Raw genomic sequence first — 19220 nt, 5'->3', positions numbered from 1 at the left:
TGACGACGAAGCGCCGGCGCCGCCGGGAGTTGCTGCCGTAGTGGCCACGATCCACGTTCCGTCTCAGAGCAGCCGTTACTGGACGCCACCGTCAACGTCCGCCGTCCCAGGTGCAGGTCACGATGCCAGGAGTCTGACCGAGCAGCCCGATGGGCCACGACGTGCCGTTCAGCCCGTGACGTCGCAGCCGCGCGATCAGCTGCTCCTCGTGGGTGGTCAGCAGCACGGCGGCCCCGCCGACGCGCAGGGTGTGGGCGACCAGCTGCCAGGGCGTTGAACAGGGCGATCCGGTCGCTCACTCCCACCTGCTTCCCCCACGGCGGGTTGGTCACCAGCAGGCGGGCGTCGACACGCGGGTCCGGCCCGGCGTACACGTCGCGGACGAACACCCGGTGGTGCAGCTCGTCCGCGGTCAGGCCGGCGCGGGTCAGGCGTTCGCGGGTGAGGCGGGCCGCGTGTCCGAGCGGTCCGAAGCGTAGACGGGCAGGCCGCGGCGGGAGGCCTCGCCGACGAGGGTGCCGCTGCCGCAGAACGGGTCGTACAGGGGGTGCGGGCCGCCCAGATCCACGGCGAGCCGGACCAGAGCCGCGGCGACGCGACGGTCGGGCGCAGCGCCCCCGGCCACGCCGCCGTGATGTCCCGCTCCTGCTCGCCGACGGGACGCTCCCAGAGGTTCACCGCAGCATGGCCGTCCTCGCCGTCGAGCTGGATGCGCACGTCGATCGGCTGCCGCTGGGTCGCGTCCGGGTCGGCGCCGTGCAGCGTGCGGGCCAGGATCGGCTTCGGGCTCCAGCGGGGCTTGCGCCGCCACGGCGGATTGCGCGTCGACAGCGTGACCGACCACGGCCCGGGGTCAGCGCGGCCCACCGAATGCCCGGACCTCCTTCGCAGCGGACGCGCACAGTGACTCCAGCCCGTCCTCGTCGCGGACCGTCGACGGGCCCGCGACCAGCATGCGGATGTCGTCGGGCATCCGCGCCTCCGCGCCGACCTGCTCGACCTCAGCAGGGGTCAGCTCGGCGATCAGGAACCGCTCCTCGCGCCGGCGGACCGCCACGTTCGGGACGATCTCACGCAGTTCCGCCTCGGCCACGTCAACGAGCCCCTTCGTCGCGTAGCGCACGAATGGCCCGGGGTGGCCGGGCGAAACGTTGAGCGAGCCCATAAGGCGAATTCTAGGACCCGTCAACCGGGCGGTTAGTCGTCACGCATCTGTGGCCGGACGGCCTCCACCTGTTCGCACGGGCAGCTCGCTGTCGGAATGATCACCGCCGCACCGAAATCGTCGCGAACCGCCGCGATCACATCGGACACTCTGCACGTCTCGATGATCACTTCGAACGAACCATTCGGCGGCTGGTGGCAGCCCGGGCGCGATCCCCTGGAAGGCGAAGAACCAGGCTGCCGTGCACACCCCGTATCCGGCAAGGTTCGGCGCCAGCCGGTTCACCCCGCTGCGCACCATCGCCGACGCGGCCGCCGGCTGGCCCGAGTACGCCACGCCACCGCAGTGGCCGTCCGCCTCGACGTGCACGACCAACTCGCGGTCTGCGCGCCGTACGGCCTCGATGACGTACTCGACGCGGTGTGCGGCGCAACACGACCTCGGAGTGGTGAAGCGTCGTAACTCCATGATCACCGATGCGGCTCCACCCGCTTCTTACGCCTCTACAGAGGCCGAACTCGTCTCTAAATCCCTGGTCAACGGCACGCCGGCCGACTATGCCATCGCCCTGCCACGGCACTTGCGCCGCTCTGCTTCGGATGTCGGTCAACTTTTCCAACATAGTCGGCGCAGCGATCGCTGGCGTTCTGGTCGCTACCGTAGGGCCTGGTTGGGCCTTGATGGTTGATGCAGCCTCATTTTTCCTATCTGCGGCATTGCTCGCCGGTATTAGTGTCGCGCACACTTTACGGGCCGAACGTTCGACGATGGTCGAAGATCTTCGGCATGGCTGGCATGAGTTCAGCTCTCGACAGTGGGTATGGGTGATTGTGGTGGCGGCTGCAGTCGTTAACGCCTGCTTCACCGGCGGTTTCAATGTGCTCGGCCCGGTCGTCGCCAAGCAACATCTTGGTGGCGCGGCGGCGTGGGCGGCGATCGCAGCAGCATTGTCGGCGGGCCTGCTGGTGGGCTCGTTCGTGGCGCTGCGGATGCGTCCCATCTACCCGATGCGGACAGTCGTTGTTGCGGCATTCGGATTGTGTTTGCCGTTGTTCCTGCTTGCCGGGCCGGCGCAACTGTGGATCATTGTCGCCGCAGCCTTCTGCATGGTCATCTGCGCCGACATCTCCGGCGTGCTTTGGGACACAGGACTGCAGACCCATGTGCCGCAAGAATCGCTGTCTCGGGTTAGCGCCTACGACATGTTCGGCTCGCTAGCCCTCGGCCCTGTCGGGCTCGCGGTTGCGGGCCCGATTGCCGATGCCATCGGCGTTCGAGAAACCCTCATTGGCGCCGGCGGGCTGATTGTGCTGTCGTGCCTCGCGGCCTTGTTGTCCGCGCAGGTGCGCAACCTCCGACGCACTCCACCCGCCCGGCAACAGTAGGCGTGTGATGGCCTCGGTGGATACGAGCGTGTCGGCGGGCTCTCCGTCCCTGGTAACGACCTCGGCCGTCATCAGGCGGGCGTGGGAGCGGCGCCTCGCATCCAGCCACGCGAGCTGCCCGACGCCGGTGGCGGTCTGGCGTTATGTCTCCTTCGCGGCTCAGCAACGCACGCCCCGCTCAGGCTCGGCACGTGGCGCTGTCCGGGGCCGTCGACCGCCCACTGGTGTGCCCTACGACGAATTCGTCCGCGCGGTCCGCCGGTTCATGGGCACCGGGCTGCTTCGGCTGCTGGACACGGCGTGGGTCGGACAGTGGCCTCGCTCGCCCCGCGTGCTGTTCAACGCCTAGCTGCGGCTTCGTGACGAACCGCACCCGTTCGGGAACCCGGGCCCCGCCCGACGTTCGTCCACCGCTGATCAGTACCGAAACCGTGCGCCGGCGGCCGGCTGTCCGCGCGGATCGCCCAACGCCACTGTAGGCACGGCCGATGGCCCGCTGCCGGTGGTTACCAGCCGTGATGGTGCTCCGTTGGTGCTCGGATGTTCGGCGCATGACCAGCACGGTCGGAGCTAGACCAGCACAGCACGGCCTGGGTGGCCGATCGTCGCCCCGCAGGATGTCGCGCTCTGCGCGCGGTATCGCCCTGACCAGCAGATACTCGGCCGCTTGTTTCGGCACGCAGCAGCACTCAGCGACACGCCGGAAGTGACGGCTACACGGCGTAGAAAGCCTCTGATGGATTCGGACTACGGATCAGATGCTCCACGTTCGCCGATCCGGGGATGCTCCGTCCTTATCGCTCCGGTCGTCCCGGCGCACCGCCTCTACGAGCAGTGACCGCGACCGATTCGCGGGGTGGCGAAGTCTCCATGAGCGTGGGCGATCAGGCGTTGGGTGCGAGGTGAGGGTCCGCCGACAGGCCATAATTGATCTTGCTGATGTGTACGCCGTGTGCTCTCCAGCGGGAGCCACCCCGGGTCAATCCGTGCCGCTTGTGGTCAACCGAGGTCAACGATCATGGTCGGGACCTGCCCGGTGTGATCGGCGTGTGGTCGTCGGTTGGGCCGGTCCGCCAGGTCAACGCAGGTCAACGCGGGTCACTCCCTGCCAACGCGGGTCGACCCGCAGGTCGTTACACTGACCACTCGCGCCCCCGTAGCTCAGGGGATAGAGCATCGGTTTCCTAAACCGTGTGTCGCAGGTTCGAATCCTGCCGGGGGCACCTCGATGATCAGCCAGAAATCTACCTGAGCAGGAAACACGCACCGGCTCCGCAAGGAGCCGGCCTGCGGTGGCAGCCCAGCAACGGCTCAGCTATTCGTGATGACGGAGCCCTCGCGGGTCGCGCTGCCGACCGGACGGGTGGAAGCGCCGGTGCACCGCCGGGACAAACAGCAGGATCACGACGACGGTTGCCGCGCCCACAAGCAGGGGTAGCACCAGCGCATCGCCAACGCGAACCCAGGTCGGCGCCCAGATATGCCCCGGGTTTTCAGCGGATGAGCCTGGATCGTTGATGAACGTCAGGCCACAGCAAAGAGCGAATGGAGCGGTCAGGATGTGGGTCGTCACATGTGCCCACGTCCTGCCGCGCACGAGCCCCGCCATGGACAGGAGCAGGCCAGCCACGGCCAGGCCGGACAGAACCAAGGCCAGTTGATTGACGACTTGGATGCCGAGGTCTGCAGAACCACTCCGGTTGGACGCCTCCCCGGGCGGCACGTAGTACACGGCGTCGTAACGCGTAAGGTCGTAAATGATCGTTGCGGCGTTGAGCGCCAGGCCGAGCACCAGCACCCCGACCGCGACTGCCGGCGCGAGCACCGGCCACCGCGATATCGGCGTCACGGCAAGCCACGCCGGCAACAGGATCTCCCCAAGACCACCGACGGACCATACACAAACCCCACCATGTGGACAGCAACACCGTGAGGTTTGGCCGGTCAGAGGGCGGGGATGCGCAATCGTGCGCATCGACGTAGACGAACCAAGGGCCGCCGAACAGTTCTGGGAAGGGATGCGGGCGGTGGCCGCTGCCGCTGCGCGGCACCAGGACTACGACCCTTACAGGGCGATCGTCAAGATCGGCCGAGCGGCCCTGGCTCAAGGTGTCGAACTGGTGCCATCCGGCGGGATGTTCCTTCAATGTCCGGTTTGCGATGCCCTGGCAGCCCAACGCTGTGTCAACGTGCCTGGCCACCCTCTGAGCGACGACGCGCTCCACCGCCAGCGCATCGAGTTGGCTGAGAAGGCGCTGAGCGGGGAAGTGCCTCTCCCCACTCCACTCCGCTGATGACCTCTGGGGCAAGATCCAGGTAGGCGAGGCGAGGCGAAGGCGCTCCCGGCCGTGGCGACGGGGGCTTCGGCTCTGGATGCCTCCCGCCGTGCCTCCCGCCGGGACGACCCGCAGACCCCCACAGGCAGGGCTGATATCCGGACGCCTATCGGACCGACAGACGTGCGGTCTTGGACAGTGGCCGTCAGCGGGTGATTGGGTTCCCGAAGCAGTCGACCGTTCGACTGCTGACAGGACCTGGGCTGAGTCACCGCGCCGCCCGTTCGGCGCCGTGACGACCCCGCGAGACCAAGGACGGCGCCATGCTTTTTCTCGTGTTGCTCCTCGCCGCGCTCGGCGGCGCCGTCACTACGGTGGTCCTCACCGTTCGGGGGCTCGTCGCGGTGTTTCGTAGAGGCGGGCGCTCCCGGCCGGCGCGGCTGCGGGCGGCAGCGCTCCTCGTCGGCGCCGCCGCCGTCGCCATGTACGCGTGGGGACTGCTCCACGTCGGCGTCGCGGTGATGCAGGCGGAGGACGGGGGAGCTGGCTCCTTCCCGATCCAGCCGTGTCGGGAAGCCGGGACGCAACTGGCGAGCCAGGTCACCGGGTACGGGGTCAGCTACCTGCCGCTCCGTTTCGAGTGCCACCTCGACGGTGGCGACACGTACGTCACGTCGTCCGTGCCGGGGTACGTCAACCCGGCCGCGGTCGCCCTCGGACTGGCCACCGCCGTGTGCGGGCTCCTCGCCACGACGACGGCAAAGAGCGCCCAACCGCCGGCCTCGTACGCGGCCGATCGCGATGGCTGATCGCGGCGGTGGTGTTCCCGCAGAAACGGTCGGTGCCCTCCGGGCCATCCGGAGGGCACCGCGTTCTATCGGGAATCAGAGGAACTTGTACATCTCCGCGGAGGCGGGCTCGGTCTCGTTGGCGGGCGGTACGGTCACCGAGACCTTCTCGCCGAAGTCGCTCATGCGCATGTCGGTGACCAGGTCGCCCACCGTCTTCGTGGCGATCGTGTAGGACAGCGCGGTGAGGCGGCCATCGGCGTCGACAGTCGCTTCGAACGGGATCGCCGTCGGGTCCTTCGCCAGCTTCGCGGACGACTCCAGGCCCTGGCGCATGCCGCCATCGGAACTGGCGGCCTCGGCCGCCTTGCCCAGGTCGGCGGTGCCGGTGTAGCGGCCGCCGCCCGCATCCTGCGCCGACACGACGCCGCCGATGATGCCGGTCTGCGCCTTGAGGTCGAAGGACTGGCGCAGCGAGCTGGTCGGCTTGAGCTTGCTGAGGTCGATCTTCATCCACGGCTTCTCGCCCTCGAGCGAGTCCGACTTGATGTAGGCCGCGTCGTCGATCAGCCGGGCCTCCATCGGCTCCGGGGCGTTGCCGGTGACCTGGACCGCCCGGGAGGCGGGGTCCATCTTTCCGCTGAGCGTGATCGACTGGGTGCCGGCCTTGATCGAGGCGTCCATGGTGACCGTGTCGGCGAGGCTGCGATCCATGGCCTGCCGGATGGCGGTGACCGGGTCCGCTGTGGACGTTGCGGGTGCGGCGGAGTCGCCGGTGGAGTTGGTGCCACAGCCAGCCACGAGGGCGGCGGCGAGGGCGATCGAAAGGGTTGGGATCAGTCGACGCATAGACGTGACCCTAACGGACCGCCGCTGGCCGCCTTTCTCCGGCATCACCCCCATCGCGATGCCGAGGTGTCGGTGGCTGGGGGCGCATCGGATTTACTTCGATCTCTGTAACGAGAATCTGTGGAAATGCGCTGCGCCTCTCCAGCCGAGCCTATTCCCACCGGCGGGAATAGGCTCGGACGTATCGGGGCCGGCACCACTCAGGCCCGCTCGTGCCTGGTCGGACGCGGATCGAGGGGGCCGCGTCCGGCGTTGGCACAGGTCAGACCGACGGTAGCTGCTCGGCGCGGGTGAGCACGTGGTCGATCAGGCCGTACTCCAAGGCCTGTTCGGCCGTGAACCAGCGGTCCCGGTCCCAGTCTCGCTGGATCTCGTCCAGCGTCCGTCCACTGTGCTGTGCGATCAGCTCCTGCATGGTCCGCTTCACGTGCAGCATGTTCTCCGCCTGGATCGTGATGTCCGAGGCGGTGCCGCCCATCCCGCCGGATGGCTGGTGCATCATCACCCGCGAGTGCGGCAGCGCGTACCGCTTGCCGGCCGCGCCGGCGCACAGCAGGAACTGCCCCATCGAACCGGCGAACCCCAGCGCCAGCGTGGCCACGTCGTTGCGGACGTAGCGCATTGTGTCGTAGACCGCCATCCCGGCGCTCACCGAGCCGCCCGGCGAGTTGATGTAGAGGTAGATGTCCCGCTCGGCGTCCTCGGCGGCGAGCAGCAGGATCTGCGCGCAGATCTGGTTGGCTGATTCCTCGGTCACCTCGGTGCCGAGGAAGACGATGCGCTCCCGCAGCAGCCGCTCGAACACTTGATCACCGAAGGACGGCTGCCCGCCGTCCAGCATCCGTACACCATTGTCGATCATTCGCAGTCGCCCTCCGCCGTGCCGGCGGGCGGTGGGACCGCCCGGTGGACCGGCCCCTCCAGCGTGCGCGCGGCGACGGTGGCTGGCCCAGGGATTCTTCCGCCGGCAGATCCGCCGACGGCAGAACCCGCGCGGCCTACGCGGCGGTCAGCCGCCGCGCACCCGCCCGGGCCCGCGCACAGCCCCGCAGGGCGGCGGTACGCGGACCGGGGCGCAAGCCACCGGCGGAGGCCATCGCGCCGACGTGCAGGGTCGGGCCGGCCGCCCCCGGCCCCCGGTGCAGGATCGGCCCGGCGGTGCGCGGGCCCACCCGCAGTGTGTGGTTGCCGGCGTCCCGTCGAGCCACCTCGACCCGCTCGAGCCGGCTCAGCACCGCCCGCGGCGCGGCCGGGATGCGCGGCTCGACCCGGCGCAGATCGTCGCGGGCCTCCTCCAGCAGGTCGGAGAGGCGGATGCCGAGCGCCCGGCAGATCGCCGCGAGCACCTCCGACGAGGCCTCCTTGCGGCCCCGCTCGACCTCTGACAGGTACGGCACGGAGACGCCGGCGGACGCGGCCACCTCGCGCAGCGTGCGGCCCTGGCTCTGGCGCAGGCGGCGCAGCACCCCGCCGATCACTCGTCGCAGCAACGACATGCGGACCTCACTCTCGCGGTCGTCGGTTTGGCCACCCCCATCATGCCCGTTGCCGGCCGTCGGGGCCGACCCGTCCGGGCCCGCCCCGCGGCTTGGCGCGGGCCCGACGGTTCATCGGGTCAGGTGGGTGTGCCAGTCGGCCGGGTCCCGAGTCAGCGTGATGTGCCGGAACAGGGCCCGGGTGCCGCCGGCGGGCAGCAGGGCGCTGTCGTCGAACGACACGTTCGCCCCGTTCACGTCGTAGACGGTCAGCGACTCGTTGCCGTCCTGTCCACCGAACCGCGCCTGGTGCCCGTCGACGGTGGTGTTCGGGTCGACGTACTCATTGTCGGCGGGATCGGTGATGTGGCGGTAGCGGGAGACCCCGACGGACAGCGTTCGGGCCCGCTGCCACTGGGGCTCGGCGGTGGTCGGCTGCGCGGTCCAGGTCCACCCGGCGTACCAGGACCGGGGCTCGTCCAGTGACTCGGACACGTTGACCGTGATCATCCGAAGGTTGGTGGGCAGTCCCGCCACGGTCGCCGGCATCGGGACGGTGTCCGCGCCGAATCGCAGCGATCGGGCAACCTGTACCGCGGTGCCCCGTACGTCCGGTCCGGTGCCGACCACCCGGAGCTGTGCCCAGCCGTCCGGGGCGTACCGCCAGCGCAGGATGGCCTCCGGCGCCTCGGCGCCGCCGTACGCGGTGAAGGTGCTGGCCCCGCCGTTCAGGTCGGGCCCGTCGCTGGTGTCGGTCACGGTGGCCGGCTGCCCGCTGTCGCGCTGCGGTGCCGGTGGCTCCACTCCCTTCGGGTAGAGGTCGACGCTGACGCTCCGCCGCTGGTCACTGCCGGGGGCGTTGGACGCGCCGAGGTAGACCCCGGGACCGGAGAGCAGCAGCCCGGCCTGGTACTGGAGATTGGGCAACCCGTCCGGCAGCCAGCCGAACCGGACGTACACGCGTTGTGGATCCACCGCGGTGAGTGCGGCCGGCAGACCGGTCTGGCCGGCGGGGGCTGCCGCACCGGACGGTGCCGGCGGGCCCTCCGGGGCGAACAGGTCGGGGACGGTCAGCCCGCCGACGGCCAGCGCCGCCACCAGCAGCGCCGCACCGACCCCCTGTGCGCGGCGGCGCTGCCGCCGCGCGGTGGTCATCGCCCGGTCCACGTCCAACACCGCGGAGGGTCGCTCCGCCGATTCGATCTCGGCCAGCATCAGGTCGCCAATCTGGCGTTCATCCAGCATCGTCGCTCCTCTCAGTTGCCGGTCAGGCTGGTGGACAGCAGGGTGCGCAGGGTGGCCAGACCCTTCGCGGTCTGACTCTTGACGGTTCCCGTCGTGCAGCCCATGGCCCGGGCGGTCTCCTCGACGCTGAGATCCTGGAAGTACCGCAGGACCAGCACCGCGCGTTGGCGTGGAGGCACCTGTCGCAACGCGCCGACCAGGGTGATCCGGTCGGTCGGGTCGGTGGCGGCCGTCGACACGTCGGGCAGTGCGGCGCCGAGCCGTACCCGGGACCAGCGCAACCGCCGCTCGTCGATCAGCCGCCGCAGCAGCATGGTGCGGACCAGGGCGTCCAGGTGATCGGCCTGCCGCACTCGGCTCCAGGAGCGGTACAGCTCGGTGAGCACCCGTTGCAGGATGTCGTCGCCCCGGTCCCAGTCCCCGCACATGAGGTACGCGGTCCGTCGCCACTGGACCATCCGGGATCTCACGTACTCGGTGTATTCGTCGTCGGCCTCGGCTCGCCGTCCGCCGCTTGTCGTCACGAGGGTCGCGCCCCCTCCGTCTGCCGGCCCGCACCGGTTCGTCGTTGTCGTCAGGTAGTCGGGTGCGGGCCCGGGGCCGGTTGTCCGCCGCGCGACCCGGACGTGCGGCGTACGGCCCACCAGCTATGTTGTGGGCGTGCAGGTGACAGTGGCGGAGCAGGTTCGACGGTGATCCATTTCCCTGCGCAGCGTCGGGGTCCGCTGAGCGCGCTGAGCCTACGGCTGGCCGCCGCGCTGGCCCTGGTCCTGGCCGTGGTCAGCGCGGTCTACCTGGACCGGGACGGCTACCGCGACGTCAACGAGGACGGCCTGACGCTGCTCGACTGCTTCTACTACGCGGTCGTCTCGCTCTCCACCACCGGCTACGGCGACATCACCCCGGCCGCGCCGTCGGCCCGGCTGGTCAACGTCCTCTTCGTGACGCCCGCCCGGGTGCTCTTCCTGATCATCCTGGTCGGTACCACCCTGGAAGTCCTGACCGATCAGTACCGGACCGGCCGTCGCCTGTCGCGGTGGAGGAGAACCGTGAAGGACCACGTCATCATCTGCGGCTACGGCACCAAGGGCCGCAGCGCGGTCTCCGCCCTGCTGGAGAACGGCCTCGATCGGTCGAGGATCGTGGTGGTGGAGCGCAGTAGCGCTGCCCTGCGGCAGGCCACCTCTGCCGGACTGGTCGCGATCGAGGGCTCGGCGACCCGGTCGTCCGTGCTCAACGAGGCGCACGTCCGGAACGCGAAGGCAGTGATCATCGCGACCGACAGCGACGACGCCTCGGTGCTGGTGGCGCTGACCGTGCGGCAGCTCACCGCGGGTCAGGTCCGGATCATCGCGGCTGCCCGGGAGGCGGAGAACGCCCCGCTGCTCAAGCAGAGCGGTGCGCACCACGTGATCGTCTCCTCGGCCACCGCCGGTCGGCTGCTCGGTCTCTCCACCTCGGCCCCGCCGCTCATCGACGTGGTGGAGGACCTGCTCACCCCGGGTCAGGGCATGGCGCTGGCGATGCGCTCGGCGGAGCGGGACGAGGTGGGTCGTTCGCCGCGCGAGCTGGATTCTCTGGTGATCGCCCTGGTGCGGCGGGGCAAGGTGGTCACCCTGGCCGACCGGGCCGGCGCCGTGATCGAGACCGGCGACATGCTGGTGCACGTCCGCGACGACCGCCCCCAGTCGACCTCGGCGGTCTGAGGCGCCCGCCGCTGCGACGGCGTCAGCGGCCGTCGACGGGAGACGTGTCCTCGAGGATCACCGCTTCGCAGGCGACCGTCGTCCCGCTGGCGGCCTGTCGGAGCAGTAGGTAGAGCTTCTCCCGATCGTCGGGCTCCAACGCCCCCAACACCTCGTTCTCGGCGGCGGCGATGGCGCATTCGGCCTCGCTGAGGCGTTTTGCCCCGTCATCGGTGAGTTCGACGACGTGCCGGCGGCGATCCGCGGCCGAGCGGCGCCGCTGGACCAGCTGCATCGACTCAAGGTCGTTGAGCAGCCCGACGATGTTGGTGCCGTCCATGGCCAGGGTGCGGGCGAGCGCCTGCTGGCTGGTGCCGCCGCCGTCCCGCAGCACGGTGAGCGCGACCAGATGCCGCGGCCGCAGGCCCAGCGGCGACAGCACCGACTCGGACCGCAGCCGCATACGCCGGGCCAGATGGTCCAGCAGCGGGCCGGAGCGGTGCTCCGAAGAGTCGAGCGATGCGGCGGGCATGTGACCCAGTCTACCGAGCTGATGGAACATCGGCCTGCTATAAATAGTTGGCGCTTCACGAACGATCCCTGGAGGAGGAATCATGCATCTGCTGCATATCGACTCGAGCATCCGTGGCGAATGGTCCGTCAGCCGGAGGCTCACCGCCCGCGCTGTCGCCGTCTGGCAGGCGGCCCACCCCAACGGCACGGTGGCGTACCGAGATCTGGGCGCCGAGCCGCTGCCGCACCTGGACGCGGCGGGCGGCCTGGCCCGGATGACGCCCCCCGACGAGCACACCCCGGCGCAGCGCGAATCCTGGGAGCTCAGCGAGCAGTTGATCCACGAGGTGAAGCAGGCCGACGTGGTGCTGCTCGGGCTGCCGCTCTACAACTACGGCGCGCCCAGCAGCGTCAAGGCCTGGGTCGACCACCTGATCGTGCCCGGTTTGGCGTACGACCCGGCCTCCCAGCAGGGTCTGCTCGGCGGGCGGGAGTTCGTCGTGCTGGCCACCCGGGGTGGTGGCTACGGCGAGGGCACGCCCCGCTACGGCTGGGACCACGCCGAGCCGTGGCTTCCGCACGGCCTCGCGCTGACCGGCATGGAGCCGCGCTTCATCAGCACCGAGCTGACCCTCGCCCCGTCGGTCCCGGCGATGGCCGAGCTGATCCCGCTGCACGAGGCGAGCCTCGCGGCAACCGAGAAGGAGATCGACAACCTCTGGCTGCCGTCCTCCGCGCAGCGCTGAGCGAGACCTCTGGTCTGGACGGTGGCTGGCCGTTCCGCGCCGGAAGGCCAGCCACCCCCGGACGGAGGTCCCACGTTCCTCCCCTAGGCCGAGCGAAGACCCTCTATTTGGAGCTTTTTTCGCGCCGTGATGGTTGCTACGGTGTGGCGGCTTGGAACTGCCAATGAGGTCGCCGCAGCGAGTGCTCGCGCGGTGTCGCTGGCGCAGGCACGACGGGGGAACAATTTCGCACGGCGCCGGAGGCTCCGGCGTCGGTCGTCACCTTCCCGTCCGTTCGGACGCATCTCATCCGGGCCGTTCCGAGTACCTCGTTAATCGGACGACGGGAAACAATCAGTGGCTGAAGTGGCAACATCCGCAGGAGCCCGACGGCGGTGGTACGCCGGTGTCGCGACGGGCCTCGCTCTCGCGGGCGCGGCGGCGGTCGCACCCGCGACCAGTGCTCACGCCGCCCCCGCCGGGGGCGACGTGTACGACGCGGCGAGCAGTTCCCAACCGGACCGGTTCAGCAAGTTGCCGAACCTGCACAAGGGGAAGCTCACGCTTCCCGAGCCGGGCGCCAAGGGCCGGGCGTTCGAGTCCGGCTCGATTGCGTCTCCCAAGGTCTTCCAGGGAAGTCTGGCGAGCGCCTCCGAGTTTCCGTACATCGTGGGCATCGTCACCAGTATTGAGGAAGGTGGGGAGTACTACTGGTACTGGTGCACCGGCTCGATCATCGCCCCCAACAAGGTGCTGACGGCCGCGCACTGCACCGCCGACGGGCCCGGCACCACGCGGGTCCTCGCCGGCAAGGACCGGCTGTTCGACAGCAACGGTCAGATCATCCCCGGCAGCGGTTACGTCGCCGAGGTCAGCTCGACCTGGACCCACCCGAGCTGGAACATCGCCCAGCAGTACCAGGACCCCTACGCTCCGATCCTGGACGACGTCTCGGTCCTCACGCTCAAGCAGAACCTGCCCAGCGCGTACACCCCGGTGGCGCTGAGCGCCCAGGGCGACCAGAGCCCGTACGCGGCCGGCACGCCGGCCCAGATCGCGGGCTACGGCGTCACCTCGTCGAACGACGCGGTGATGGACAGCCGGCTGCGCAAGGCGACCGTCCCGATGCGGTCCAACGAGGACTGTGCAGCTGGCGCGCTCTACCGATCCGACCGGATGATCTGCGCCGGTTCGGGCACCGACACCACGCCGGGCAGCGACACCTGCGGGGGTGACTCGGGCGGTCCGCTGCTCGTCAACGGGGTCCAGGTCGGCATCACCGACTGGGGCTTCGAGCCGTGCGGGTCGTCCCCGGGTTACTACGAGCGGCTGAGCTACTACAGCAACGCCATCAAGGCGGACCTGACCCGGCCGAAGCTGATCAACGCCGACTGGTCCGGCGACGGGCACACCGACCTGATCGGTCGGGACAGCGCGGGCAACCTCCAGCTGTACTACGGCAGCGGCTTCTCCAACGACGGTAGTGGCGGCTTCTACTACAAGCGGAAGATCAACGCGGGGTGGTCCGGCTTCACCCGGGTCTTCCGGGTCTACAACTGGAACGGCGACAACAAGCCGTCCATCATGGCCATGAAGCCGACCGGTGAGCTGTTCATCTACGACTCCGACGGCGCGGGCAACTTCGTCGGCGGGGCCCGGAAGATTGGCAGCGGGTGGGCGGGTTTCACCGCTCTCATGGTGACGAACAACTGGCTGGGTAACAACCGGCCGAGCCTGATGGTCCGCAAGTCCAACGGCGACCTGATCCGCTACACCAGCAACGGTGCGGGCGGTTGGGAGAACCCGTCGGGCACCCGGATCGGCACCGGCTGGAACGGGTTCAACCTGTTCCTCACCCCGGGCGCCTGGAAGGGTGACGGGCTGGAGGTGCTGATCGGCCGCACCTCCACGGGCGTGCTGAAGATGTACCAGTCCAACGGCACGGGCGGCTGGACCAACCCGTCCGGTACCCAGATCGGCAGTGGCTGGGCCAACTACAAGAACATCATGGTTCCGGGTGACTGGAGCGGCGACAACATGATGGATCTGTTGGGCGTCAACAGCAGCAACCAGATGCGTCTCTACACCACCAACGGCTACGGCCAGTGGCTCGACGCGAGCGGCAAGGTGATCTCCAGCGGCTGGGGCGGTTTCAACCCGATCTTCTGATCGAGGTCTGCGCCACCGCGAACGGAAGGGGCCCGCAACCGGATCGGTTGCGGGCCCCTTCTCATCGCTGTCCAGCTGCCACGAGCGCCCCTGCGGTTCCTCGGCCCAACCCTCGTGCCAGCCCAACACAGTCACGAGCGTTATACCTCAGAGTCATAGATATGCCTCAGAGGTATAACGCTCGCGGACGTTCCGGCGCCGGCCCGGCCGTGCTCGGAACGTCCGGTCAGAGGATGGTCCAGGTGTCGCCGCTGCCCAGCAGGCCGGCGAGCTGCTGCTCGGGGGTCTCGGTGACCTTCGCCTTGGCGGCGGCGAGCTGGCTCTGCACCACGCTGTCGTACGACGGCCGGTCCACCGAGCGGAACACTCCGATCGGGGTGTTGCGCAGGTCCAGGCCGGGCAGTCGGGACAGCGCGAACGCGTACGCCGGGTCGGCCACCGTTGCGTCGTGCACGACGATCTCCTCTGGGCGGACCGAGCTGGTCTCCCGGACCTCCAGGCCGAACCCGCCCGGCGGGTGCACCACGCAGAACCGGCCGTCGGCGCCGCCGAAGGTGATCGGCTGCCCGTGCTCCAGGCGGATCAGGTAGTCGTCCCGGGTCGCCGGATCCTTGAGCTGGTCGAACGCCCCGTCGTTGAAGATGTTGCAGTTCTGGTAGATCTCCACGAACGCGGAGCCCTGGTGCTCGGCCGCAGCCCGCAACACCGACTGCAGGTGCTTGCGGTCCGAGTCGATGGTCCGGCCGACGAAGCTGGCCTCCGCGCCGAGCGCGAGGGAGAGCGGGTTGAACGGGGCGTCCGCCGAACCGGCCGGGGTCGACTTGGTGATCTTCCCGACCTCGGAGGTGGGCGAGTACTGCCCCTTGGTCAGCCCGTAGATCCGGTTGTTGAACAGCAGGATCTTGAGGTTGACGTTGCGCCGCAGCGCGTGGATCAGGTGGTTGCCGCCGATGGAGAGCGCGTCACCGTCACCGGTGACCACCCAGACCGACAGGTCGGGCCGGGACACCGAGAGGCCGGTCGCGATCGCCGGAGCGCGGCCGTGGATCGAGTGCATCCCGTACGTGTTCATGTAGTACGGGAAGCGGGACGAGCAGCCGATGCCGGAGACGAAGACGGTCCGCTCCCGGGGGATGTTCAGCTCCGGCATGAACTGCTGGATGGCCGCCAGGATCGCGTAGTCACCGCAGCCGGGGCACCAGCGGACCTCCTGGTCGGACTTGAAGTCCTTGGCGGTCAGCTTGAGGGCGACGGGCTCAGACATTCTTCAGCACCTCTTCCAGCGTCGTCTCCAGCTCCGTGGACGTGAACGGCAGGCCGCGGACCTGGTTGTAGCTGATCGCGTCGACCAGGTAGCGGGCCCGGATGACGTGGGCGAGCTGGCCCAGGTTCATCTCCGGAATGACCACCCGATCGTAGGAGCGCAGCACCTCAGCCAGGTTGGCGGGCATCGGGGCGAGGTGCCGCAGGTGCGCCTGGGCGATGGACAGGCCACGCTGGCGGAGCTGGCGGCACGCCGCACCGATCGGCCCGTACGTCGAGCCCCAGCCGAGCACCAGCACGCGGGCGTCGCCGTCCGGGTCCTCCACCTCGATGTCCGGCACGGGGATCGTCTCGATCCGGGCCGCGCGGGTGCGGACCATGAAGTCGTGGTTGGCCGGGTCGTAGGAGATGTCGCCGGTCTTGTCGGCCTTCTCCAAGCCGCCGATCCGGTGCTCCAGGCCCGCCGTACCCGGGATCGCCCACGGCCGGGCCAGGGTCTCTGGGTCACGCAGGTAGGGCAGGAAGGTGGTGCCGTCCTCGCCGTTGGGCTCGGTGGCGAACTCCACCCGCAGGTCGGGCAGCGACTCCACGTCGGGCAGCAGCCACGGCTCCGAGCCGTTGGCGACGTAGTTGTCGGAGAGCAGGATCACCGGGGTGCGGTAGGTCAGCGCGATCCGGGCCGCCTCCAGCGCGGCGAAGAAGCAGTCCGACGGCGACCTGGGCGCGATCACCGCGACGGGTGCCTCGCCGTGCCGGCCGTAGAGCGCCATGTTGAGGTCGGCCTGCTCGGTCTTGGTCGGCATGCCCGTCGACGGGCCGGCGCGCTGCACGTCCACGATCACCAGCGGCAGCTCCAGCGCCACCGCGAGGGAGATCGTCTCGCTCTTGAGCGCCACACCGGGGCCACTGGTGGTGGTCACCCCGAGCGACCCGCCGTACGACGCGCCCAGCGCCGCCCCGACCGCGGCGATCTCGTCCTCCGCCTGCATGGTGAGCACGCCGAAGCGCTTGTGCTTGCTCAGCTCGTGGAGGATGTCCGACGCTGGCGTGATCGGGTACGCGCCGAGGAAGACCGGCAGCCCGGAGCGGACTCCGGCGGCGACCAGACCCAGCGAGAGCGCCGCGTTGCCGGTGATGTTGCGGTAGGTGCCCGGCTGCATCTTCGCCGGCTTGACCTCGTAGCGGACCGCGAAGTCCTCGGTGGTCTCGCCGAAGTTCCAGCCGGCCTTGAAGGCGGCCACGTTCGCCGCGACCAGCTCGGGACGGGCGGCGAACTTACGCTCCAGGAAGCGCAGCGTCGACTCGTAGGGCCTGGAGTACATCCAGGAGAGCAGGCCGAGGGCGAACATGTTCTTCGACCGCTCGGCGTCCTTCTTGGACACGTCGTACGCGGCCAGGGCGCCGACGGTCATCGAGGTCAGCGCCACCGGGTGCACGACATAGCCGGCCAGCGAGTCGTCGTCCAGTGGGCTGGCCTGGTAGCCGACCTTGGCGAGGTTGCGCTTGGTGAACTCGTCGATGTTGACGATGATGTCCGCGCCGCGGGGCAGGTCGGCCAGGTTGGCCTTGAGCGCCGCCGGGTTCATCGCCACCAGCACGTTGGGCGCGTCGCCCGGGGTGAGGATGTCGTAGTCGGCGAAGTGCACCTGGAAGCTCGACACGCCGGGCAGGGTGCCGGCGGGCGCCCGGATCTCGGCGGGGAAGTTGGGCAGTGTGGAGATGTCGTTGCCGAGCTGCGCCGTCTCCGAGGTGAACCGGTCGCCGGTCAGCTGCATGCCGTCGCCGGAGTCACCGGCGAACCGGATGACCACCCGGTCGAGTTGACGGATCTGCTTGGTCACGCCTGCACCTCGCTTCGCTGCGCGCGGTCGCGCGGGCGGCTGAACATGATGGTGACCTCGCCTTGCCCGGTCACGGGACCTCCTTGACGCAACGCTGCACCGCACCGCTCCAGGCTGGTCCGGTCCGCTGTCGTTCCTCACCTGAGAGCCTACGTCGAACAGACCCCCGACCTTCCCCGGAGGTCCGCCGACTGGGACCGGATCCGGTTGAGGATTACGCCGTATTGCGGCGTTTCGCGCAGCCCGCCGTAATTCAGATCACCGTCGCCGTCCCGCCAGCGACCCTCGCCGCATGCCGGACACGTGGTGTGGCCGGTCAGTCGGTGCGGGCCGTGGTCGGGTCGGTGAGCCGGCGACGCAGCGAGGTGGTGGCCAGCGTGAGGGCCAGCACCACCAGCGACGCGGAGATCACGATCAGGGTGATCGCGGTGCGCTGCACCGAGGTCATCCCGCCGTCGTCGGCCGAACCCCCGGCGGGGAGCACGCCCTGCGAGCCGGTGGGCGCGGGCGGGGAGACCACCGGGGTGGCCAGCGCGGCGGCCGCGGTGATCCGGAAACTCATCTGCACCTGTCGGGTCGGGCCGCTACGCGGGTCGAGTTGCCCGATCACCGCGCCGGACAGCGGCGCCTCCTGCTGGGCCTGCGCGGTCGCCTCCAGCGGCAGCCGCAGATCGGCGGTCCTGCCCGCCGGCACCGGGCCGGTGTCGCACCGGGTGCGGGTCGGGTCGATCGCCACGCAGCCCGCCGGTGGGGCCGGCACGCTCACCCCGGGCGGAAGGACCACCTCGACCCGGCCGGCCGCGTCCACCGTTCCGGTGTTGCCCAGCCGGACCGCGAGGGTGCTCGCCGCGCCGCTGATGTCGAAGCTCATCTCGTCGGCGGCCAGCGAGATCCCGGGCACCGGCGGGCCCGGTGGGAAGAGCACCGCGAAGCCCTGGACGTCGGCCGCCTCGCCGGTGATTCCCGGCGCGCTCGCGGTGACCCGCACGGACCCGCTGAGTGGCATCTGCTTCCAGGCGGTGCCGGCGACCCGCAGCCGGAGCAGGCTGCTGAACCGAGCGCCCGCCTCGGCCGTCCAGGCCCCGCAGCGGTACGCGCCACCACCGGTGGCGGTGCAGCCCTTCGTCCCGGCGTCGGTCAGCCCGGCGGGCAGGGTGTACGAGAGTCGGATCCGCTGGGCGGTGGTGCCGGTGTTCGTCACCGTGACCCGCAGCGTGGTGGCGGTGCTGGCGGCGTTCCAGTACCCGCCCGTGAGGGTGACGTCCTCGGTGGTGACCCGCACGCCGAGTGGGTTCGGCGGCGGCGCGTCCGGGCCCGGTGCCGGCGGACGGACCGGGGGCGCTGACGGCGCGGGGGGCGCCGGTGGTCCGGGCGTGGGTGGGCGGGTGGTGCTGCCCGGCGCGGGCGCGGCGGTGGTCGGCGCCGGTGTCACGTCCGGCGCGGTGGTCTGCGGGGCCGGTGGCGTCGTCTCCGATGGCGGTGCGGTGGTCTCCGGGGCCGTCTCGGTGGGCAGGGGATCGCCGCCGGGCTCTTCGGTCGGGGTGGGCTCCTCCGCCGGGGTGGTCTCGGGGACGGGCTCGGGCTCGGTCACCGGATCGCTCACCACCGCGACCGGGCTGGCGTCCGGCGTCGCCGCGCTGGCCCAGGCCGGTGCCACGGCGAGCGCCGCGAGCAGGCCGAGCGCGAGCGAGGTCGCCAGCAGGGGCGCGGGACGCCGCCCCGCGGCCCGGGAGCCGGGCGGAACCTGCGCGCTGGCCATCTGTCCTCCGGTGACATGGGTGGGGGTCCAGTATTCGGTAACAGTTGCCTTCGAGCACTAGTCCCATTCGGAAACAAGTCCG

The 19220-nt window shown here is 69.9% G+C and carries 19 protein-coding genes and 1 tRNA gene; 7 read left to right on the top strand and 13 right to left on the bottom strand.

Annotated elements, in window-relative coordinates; all coding sequences use genetic code 11:
* Positions 1-91: 91 nt before the first annotated feature.
* The 3 genes from ACWD5O_RS02080 to ACWD5O_RS02070 all read right to left on the bottom strand — a co-directional run bounded on the left by ACWD5O_RS02080 (position 92) and on the right by ACWD5O_RS02070 (position 1165).
* Entirely contained in the window at positions 92-226 is a 135-nt protein-coding gene (locus ACWD5O_RS02080) for a hypothetical protein (RefSeq protein WP_450084342.1), read from the bottom strand.
* A gap of 201 nt (positions 227-427) precedes the next feature.
* Entirely contained in the window at positions 428-625 is a 198-nt protein-coding gene (locus tag ACWD5O_RS02075; protein WP_450084341.1) for a hypothetical protein, read from the bottom strand.
* A 228-nt stretch (positions 626-853) separates the two neighbouring features.
* Positions 854-1165 carry a hypothetical protein gene (locus tag ACWD5O_RS02070; protein WP_450084340.1) on the bottom strand — a complete coding sequence of 104 codons (312 nt, stop codon included), beginning with the start codon at positions 1163-1165 and terminating at the stop codon, positions 854-856.
* A 476-nt stretch (positions 1166-1641) separates the two neighbouring features.
* On the opposite strand from ACWD5O_RS02070, the gene ACWD5O_RS02065 reads away from it, so the two are divergent.
* Complete coding sequence (locus ACWD5O_RS02065; RefSeq protein ID WP_450084339.1) at positions 1642-2550, top strand: MFS transporter; 909 nt, start codon at positions 1642-1644, stop codon at positions 2548-2550.
* A 1150-nt stretch (positions 2551-3700) separates the two neighbouring features.
* Positions 3701-3773 (top strand) — tRNA-Arg (locus ACWD5O_RS02060).
* A gap of 92 nt (positions 3774-3865) precedes the next feature.
* Here ACWD5O_RS02060 and ACWD5O_RS02055 read toward each other — a convergent pair.
* Positions 3866-4417, bottom strand: coding sequence for a hypothetical protein (locus tag ACWD5O_RS02055; protein WP_450084338.1), 552 nt, complete (start codon positions 4415-4417; stop codon positions 3866-3868).
* A gap of 100 nt (positions 4418-4517) precedes the next feature.
* On the opposite strand from ACWD5O_RS02055, the gene ACWD5O_RS02050 reads away from it, so the two are divergent.
* Both ACWD5O_RS02050 and ACWD5O_RS02045 read left to right on the top strand, forming a co-directional pair.
* Complete coding sequence (locus tag ACWD5O_RS02050; RefSeq protein WP_450084337.1) at positions 4518-4844, top strand: zinc finger domain-containing protein; 327 nt, start codon at positions 4518-4520, stop codon at positions 4842-4844.
* Positions 4845-5149: 305 nt separating this feature from the next.
* The gene (locus ACWD5O_RS02045; protein ID WP_387323099.1) at positions 5150-5635 is read left to right on the top strand and encodes a hypothetical protein; all 486 of its coding nucleotides are present in this window, start codon (positions 5150-5152) and stop codon (positions 5633-5635) included.
* A 75-nt stretch (positions 5636-5710) separates the two neighbouring features.
* On the opposite strand, the gene ACWD5O_RS02040 is transcribed toward ACWD5O_RS02045, so the two are convergent.
* From ACWD5O_RS02040 to ACWD5O_RS02020, 5 genes are all read right to left on the bottom strand, one after another.
* Positions 5711-6463, bottom strand: coding sequence for a hypothetical protein (locus tag ACWD5O_RS02040; RefSeq protein ID WP_387323101.1), 753 nt, complete (start codon positions 6461-6463; stop codon positions 5711-5713).
* Between the two features lie 262 nt (positions 6464-6725).
* Positions 6726-7325: a ClpP family protease gene (locus tag ACWD5O_RS02035; RefSeq protein WP_387323103.1), complete on the bottom strand. Its 600-nt coding sequence runs from the start codon at positions 7323-7325 to the stop codon at positions 6726-6728.
* Between the two features lie 136 nt (positions 7326-7461).
* Positions 7462-7959: a helix-turn-helix domain-containing protein gene (locus ACWD5O_RS02030; RefSeq protein ID WP_354964537.1), complete on the bottom strand. Its 498-nt coding sequence runs from the start codon at positions 7957-7959 to the stop codon at positions 7462-7464.
* Between the two features lie 111 nt (positions 7960-8070).
* Positions 8071-9183, bottom strand: coding sequence for a hypothetical protein (locus ACWD5O_RS02025; RefSeq protein WP_450084336.1), 1113 nt, complete (start codon positions 9181-9183; stop codon positions 8071-8073).
* Positions 9184-9194: 11 nt separating this feature from the next.
* A complete protein-coding gene (locus tag ACWD5O_RS02020) occupies positions 9195-9707 on the bottom strand; it encodes a SigE family RNA polymerase sigma factor (protein ID WP_354964539.1) in 513 nt (170 codons plus the stop codon).
* Between the two features lie 168 nt (positions 9708-9875).
* Between ACWD5O_RS02020 and ACWD5O_RS02015 the strand changes: the two genes are divergently transcribed.
* Positions 9876-10889 (top strand): potassium channel family protein, encoded by a 1014-nt coding sequence (locus ACWD5O_RS02015; RefSeq protein ID WP_354964540.1) that lies wholly within the window; start codon positions 9876-9878, stop codon positions 10887-10889.
* 22 nt (positions 10890-10911) lie between these two features.
* Here ACWD5O_RS02015 and ACWD5O_RS02010 read toward each other — a convergent pair whose 3' ends face one another.
* Complete coding sequence (locus tag ACWD5O_RS02010; RefSeq protein ID WP_450084335.1) at positions 10912-11400, bottom strand: MarR family winged helix-turn-helix transcriptional regulator; 489 nt, start codon at positions 11398-11400, stop codon at positions 10912-10914.
* Positions 11401-11482: 82 nt separating this feature from the next.
* Between ACWD5O_RS02010 and ACWD5O_RS02005 the strand changes: the two genes are divergently transcribed.
* Positions 11483-12127, top strand: coding sequence for an FMN-dependent NADH-azoreductase (locus ACWD5O_RS02005; protein WP_354964542.1), 645 nt, complete (start codon positions 11483-11485; stop codon positions 12125-12127).
* 345 nt (positions 12128-12472) lie between these two features.
* Positions 12473-14275 carry a trypsin-like serine protease gene (locus ACWD5O_RS02000; RefSeq protein WP_450084334.1) on the top strand — a complete coding sequence of 601 codons (1803 nt, stop codon included), beginning with the start codon at positions 12473-12475 and terminating at the stop codon, positions 14273-14275.
* A 226-nt stretch (positions 14276-14501) separates the two neighbouring features.
* On the opposite strand, the gene ACWD5O_RS01995 is transcribed toward ACWD5O_RS02000, so the two are convergent.
* The 3 genes from ACWD5O_RS01995 to ACWD5O_RS01985 form a co-directional block, all read right to left on the bottom strand.
* Complete coding sequence (locus ACWD5O_RS01995) at positions 14502-15539, bottom strand: 2-oxoacid:ferredoxin oxidoreductase subunit beta (RefSeq protein WP_354964544.1); 1038 nt, start codon at positions 15537-15539, stop codon at positions 14502-14504.
* Entirely contained in the window at positions 15532-17379 is a 1848-nt protein-coding gene (locus ACWD5O_RS01990; protein ID WP_354964545.1) for a 2-oxoacid:acceptor oxidoreductase subunit alpha, read from the bottom strand. Before ACWD5O_RS01990 ends, ACWD5O_RS01995 begins: the two co-directional genes overlap by 8 nt.
* Positions 17380-17695: 316 nt before the next feature.
* The gene (locus ACWD5O_RS01985) at positions 17696-19138 is read right to left on the bottom strand and encodes a hypothetical protein (RefSeq protein WP_450084333.1); all 1443 of its coding nucleotides are present in this window, start codon (positions 19136-19138) and stop codon (positions 17696-17698) included.
* Positions 19139-19220: the final 82 nt, after the last annotated feature.

It is taken from the genome of Micromonospora sp. NPDC005161, assembly GCF_053599855.1.
The sequence above is the reverse complement of the archived record's forward strand: the minus strand, read 5'-3'. Positions and strand labels throughout refer to the sequence as shown.

Bases quoted from the DNA above. Each gene is read 5' to 3' on its own strand.
- ACWD5O_RS02070 (WP_450084340.1), bottom strand. From the start codon at position 1,165: ATGGGCTCGCTCAACGTTTCGCCCGGCCACCCCGGGCCATTCGTGCGC.
- ACWD5O_RS02065 (WP_450084339.1), top strand. From the start codon at position 1,642: ATGCGGCTCCACCCGCTTCTTACGCCTCTACAGAGGCCGAACTCGTCT.
- ACWD5O_RS02045 (WP_387323099.1), top strand. From the start codon at position 5,150: ATGCTTTTTCTCGTGTTGCTCCTCGCCGCGCTCGGCGGCGCCGTCACT.
- ACWD5O_RS02040 (WP_387323101.1), bottom strand. From the start codon at position 6,463: ATGCGTCGACTGATCCCAACCCTTTCGATCGCCCTCGCCGCCGCCCTC.
- ACWD5O_RS02035 (WP_387323103.1), bottom strand. From the start codon at position 7,325: ATGATCGACAATGGTGTACGGATGCTGGACGGCGGGCAGCCGTCCTTC.
- ACWD5O_RS02030 (WP_354964537.1), bottom strand. From the start codon at position 7,959: ATGTCGTTGCTGCGACGAGTGATCGGCGGGGTGCTGCGCCGCCTGCGC.
- ACWD5O_RS02025 (WP_450084336.1), bottom strand. From the start codon at position 9,183: ATGCTGGATGAACGCCAGATTGGCGACCTGATGCTGGCCGAGATCGAA.
- ACWD5O_RS02010 (WP_450084335.1), bottom strand. From the start codon at position 11,400: ATGCCCGCCGCATCGCTCGACTCTTCGGAGCACCGCTCCGGCCCGCTG.
- ACWD5O_RS02005 (WP_354964542.1), top strand. From the start codon at position 11,483: ATGCATCTGCTGCATATCGACTCGAGCATCCGTGGCGAATGGTCCGTC.
- ACWD5O_RS01995 (WP_354964544.1), bottom strand. From the start codon at position 15,539: ATGTCTGAGCCCGTCGCCCTCAAGCTGACCGCCAAGGACTTCAAGTCC.
- ACWD5O_RS01985 (WP_450084333.1), bottom strand. From the start codon at position 19,138: ATGGCCAGCGCGCAGGTTCCGCCCGGCTCCCGGGCCGCGGGGCGGCGT.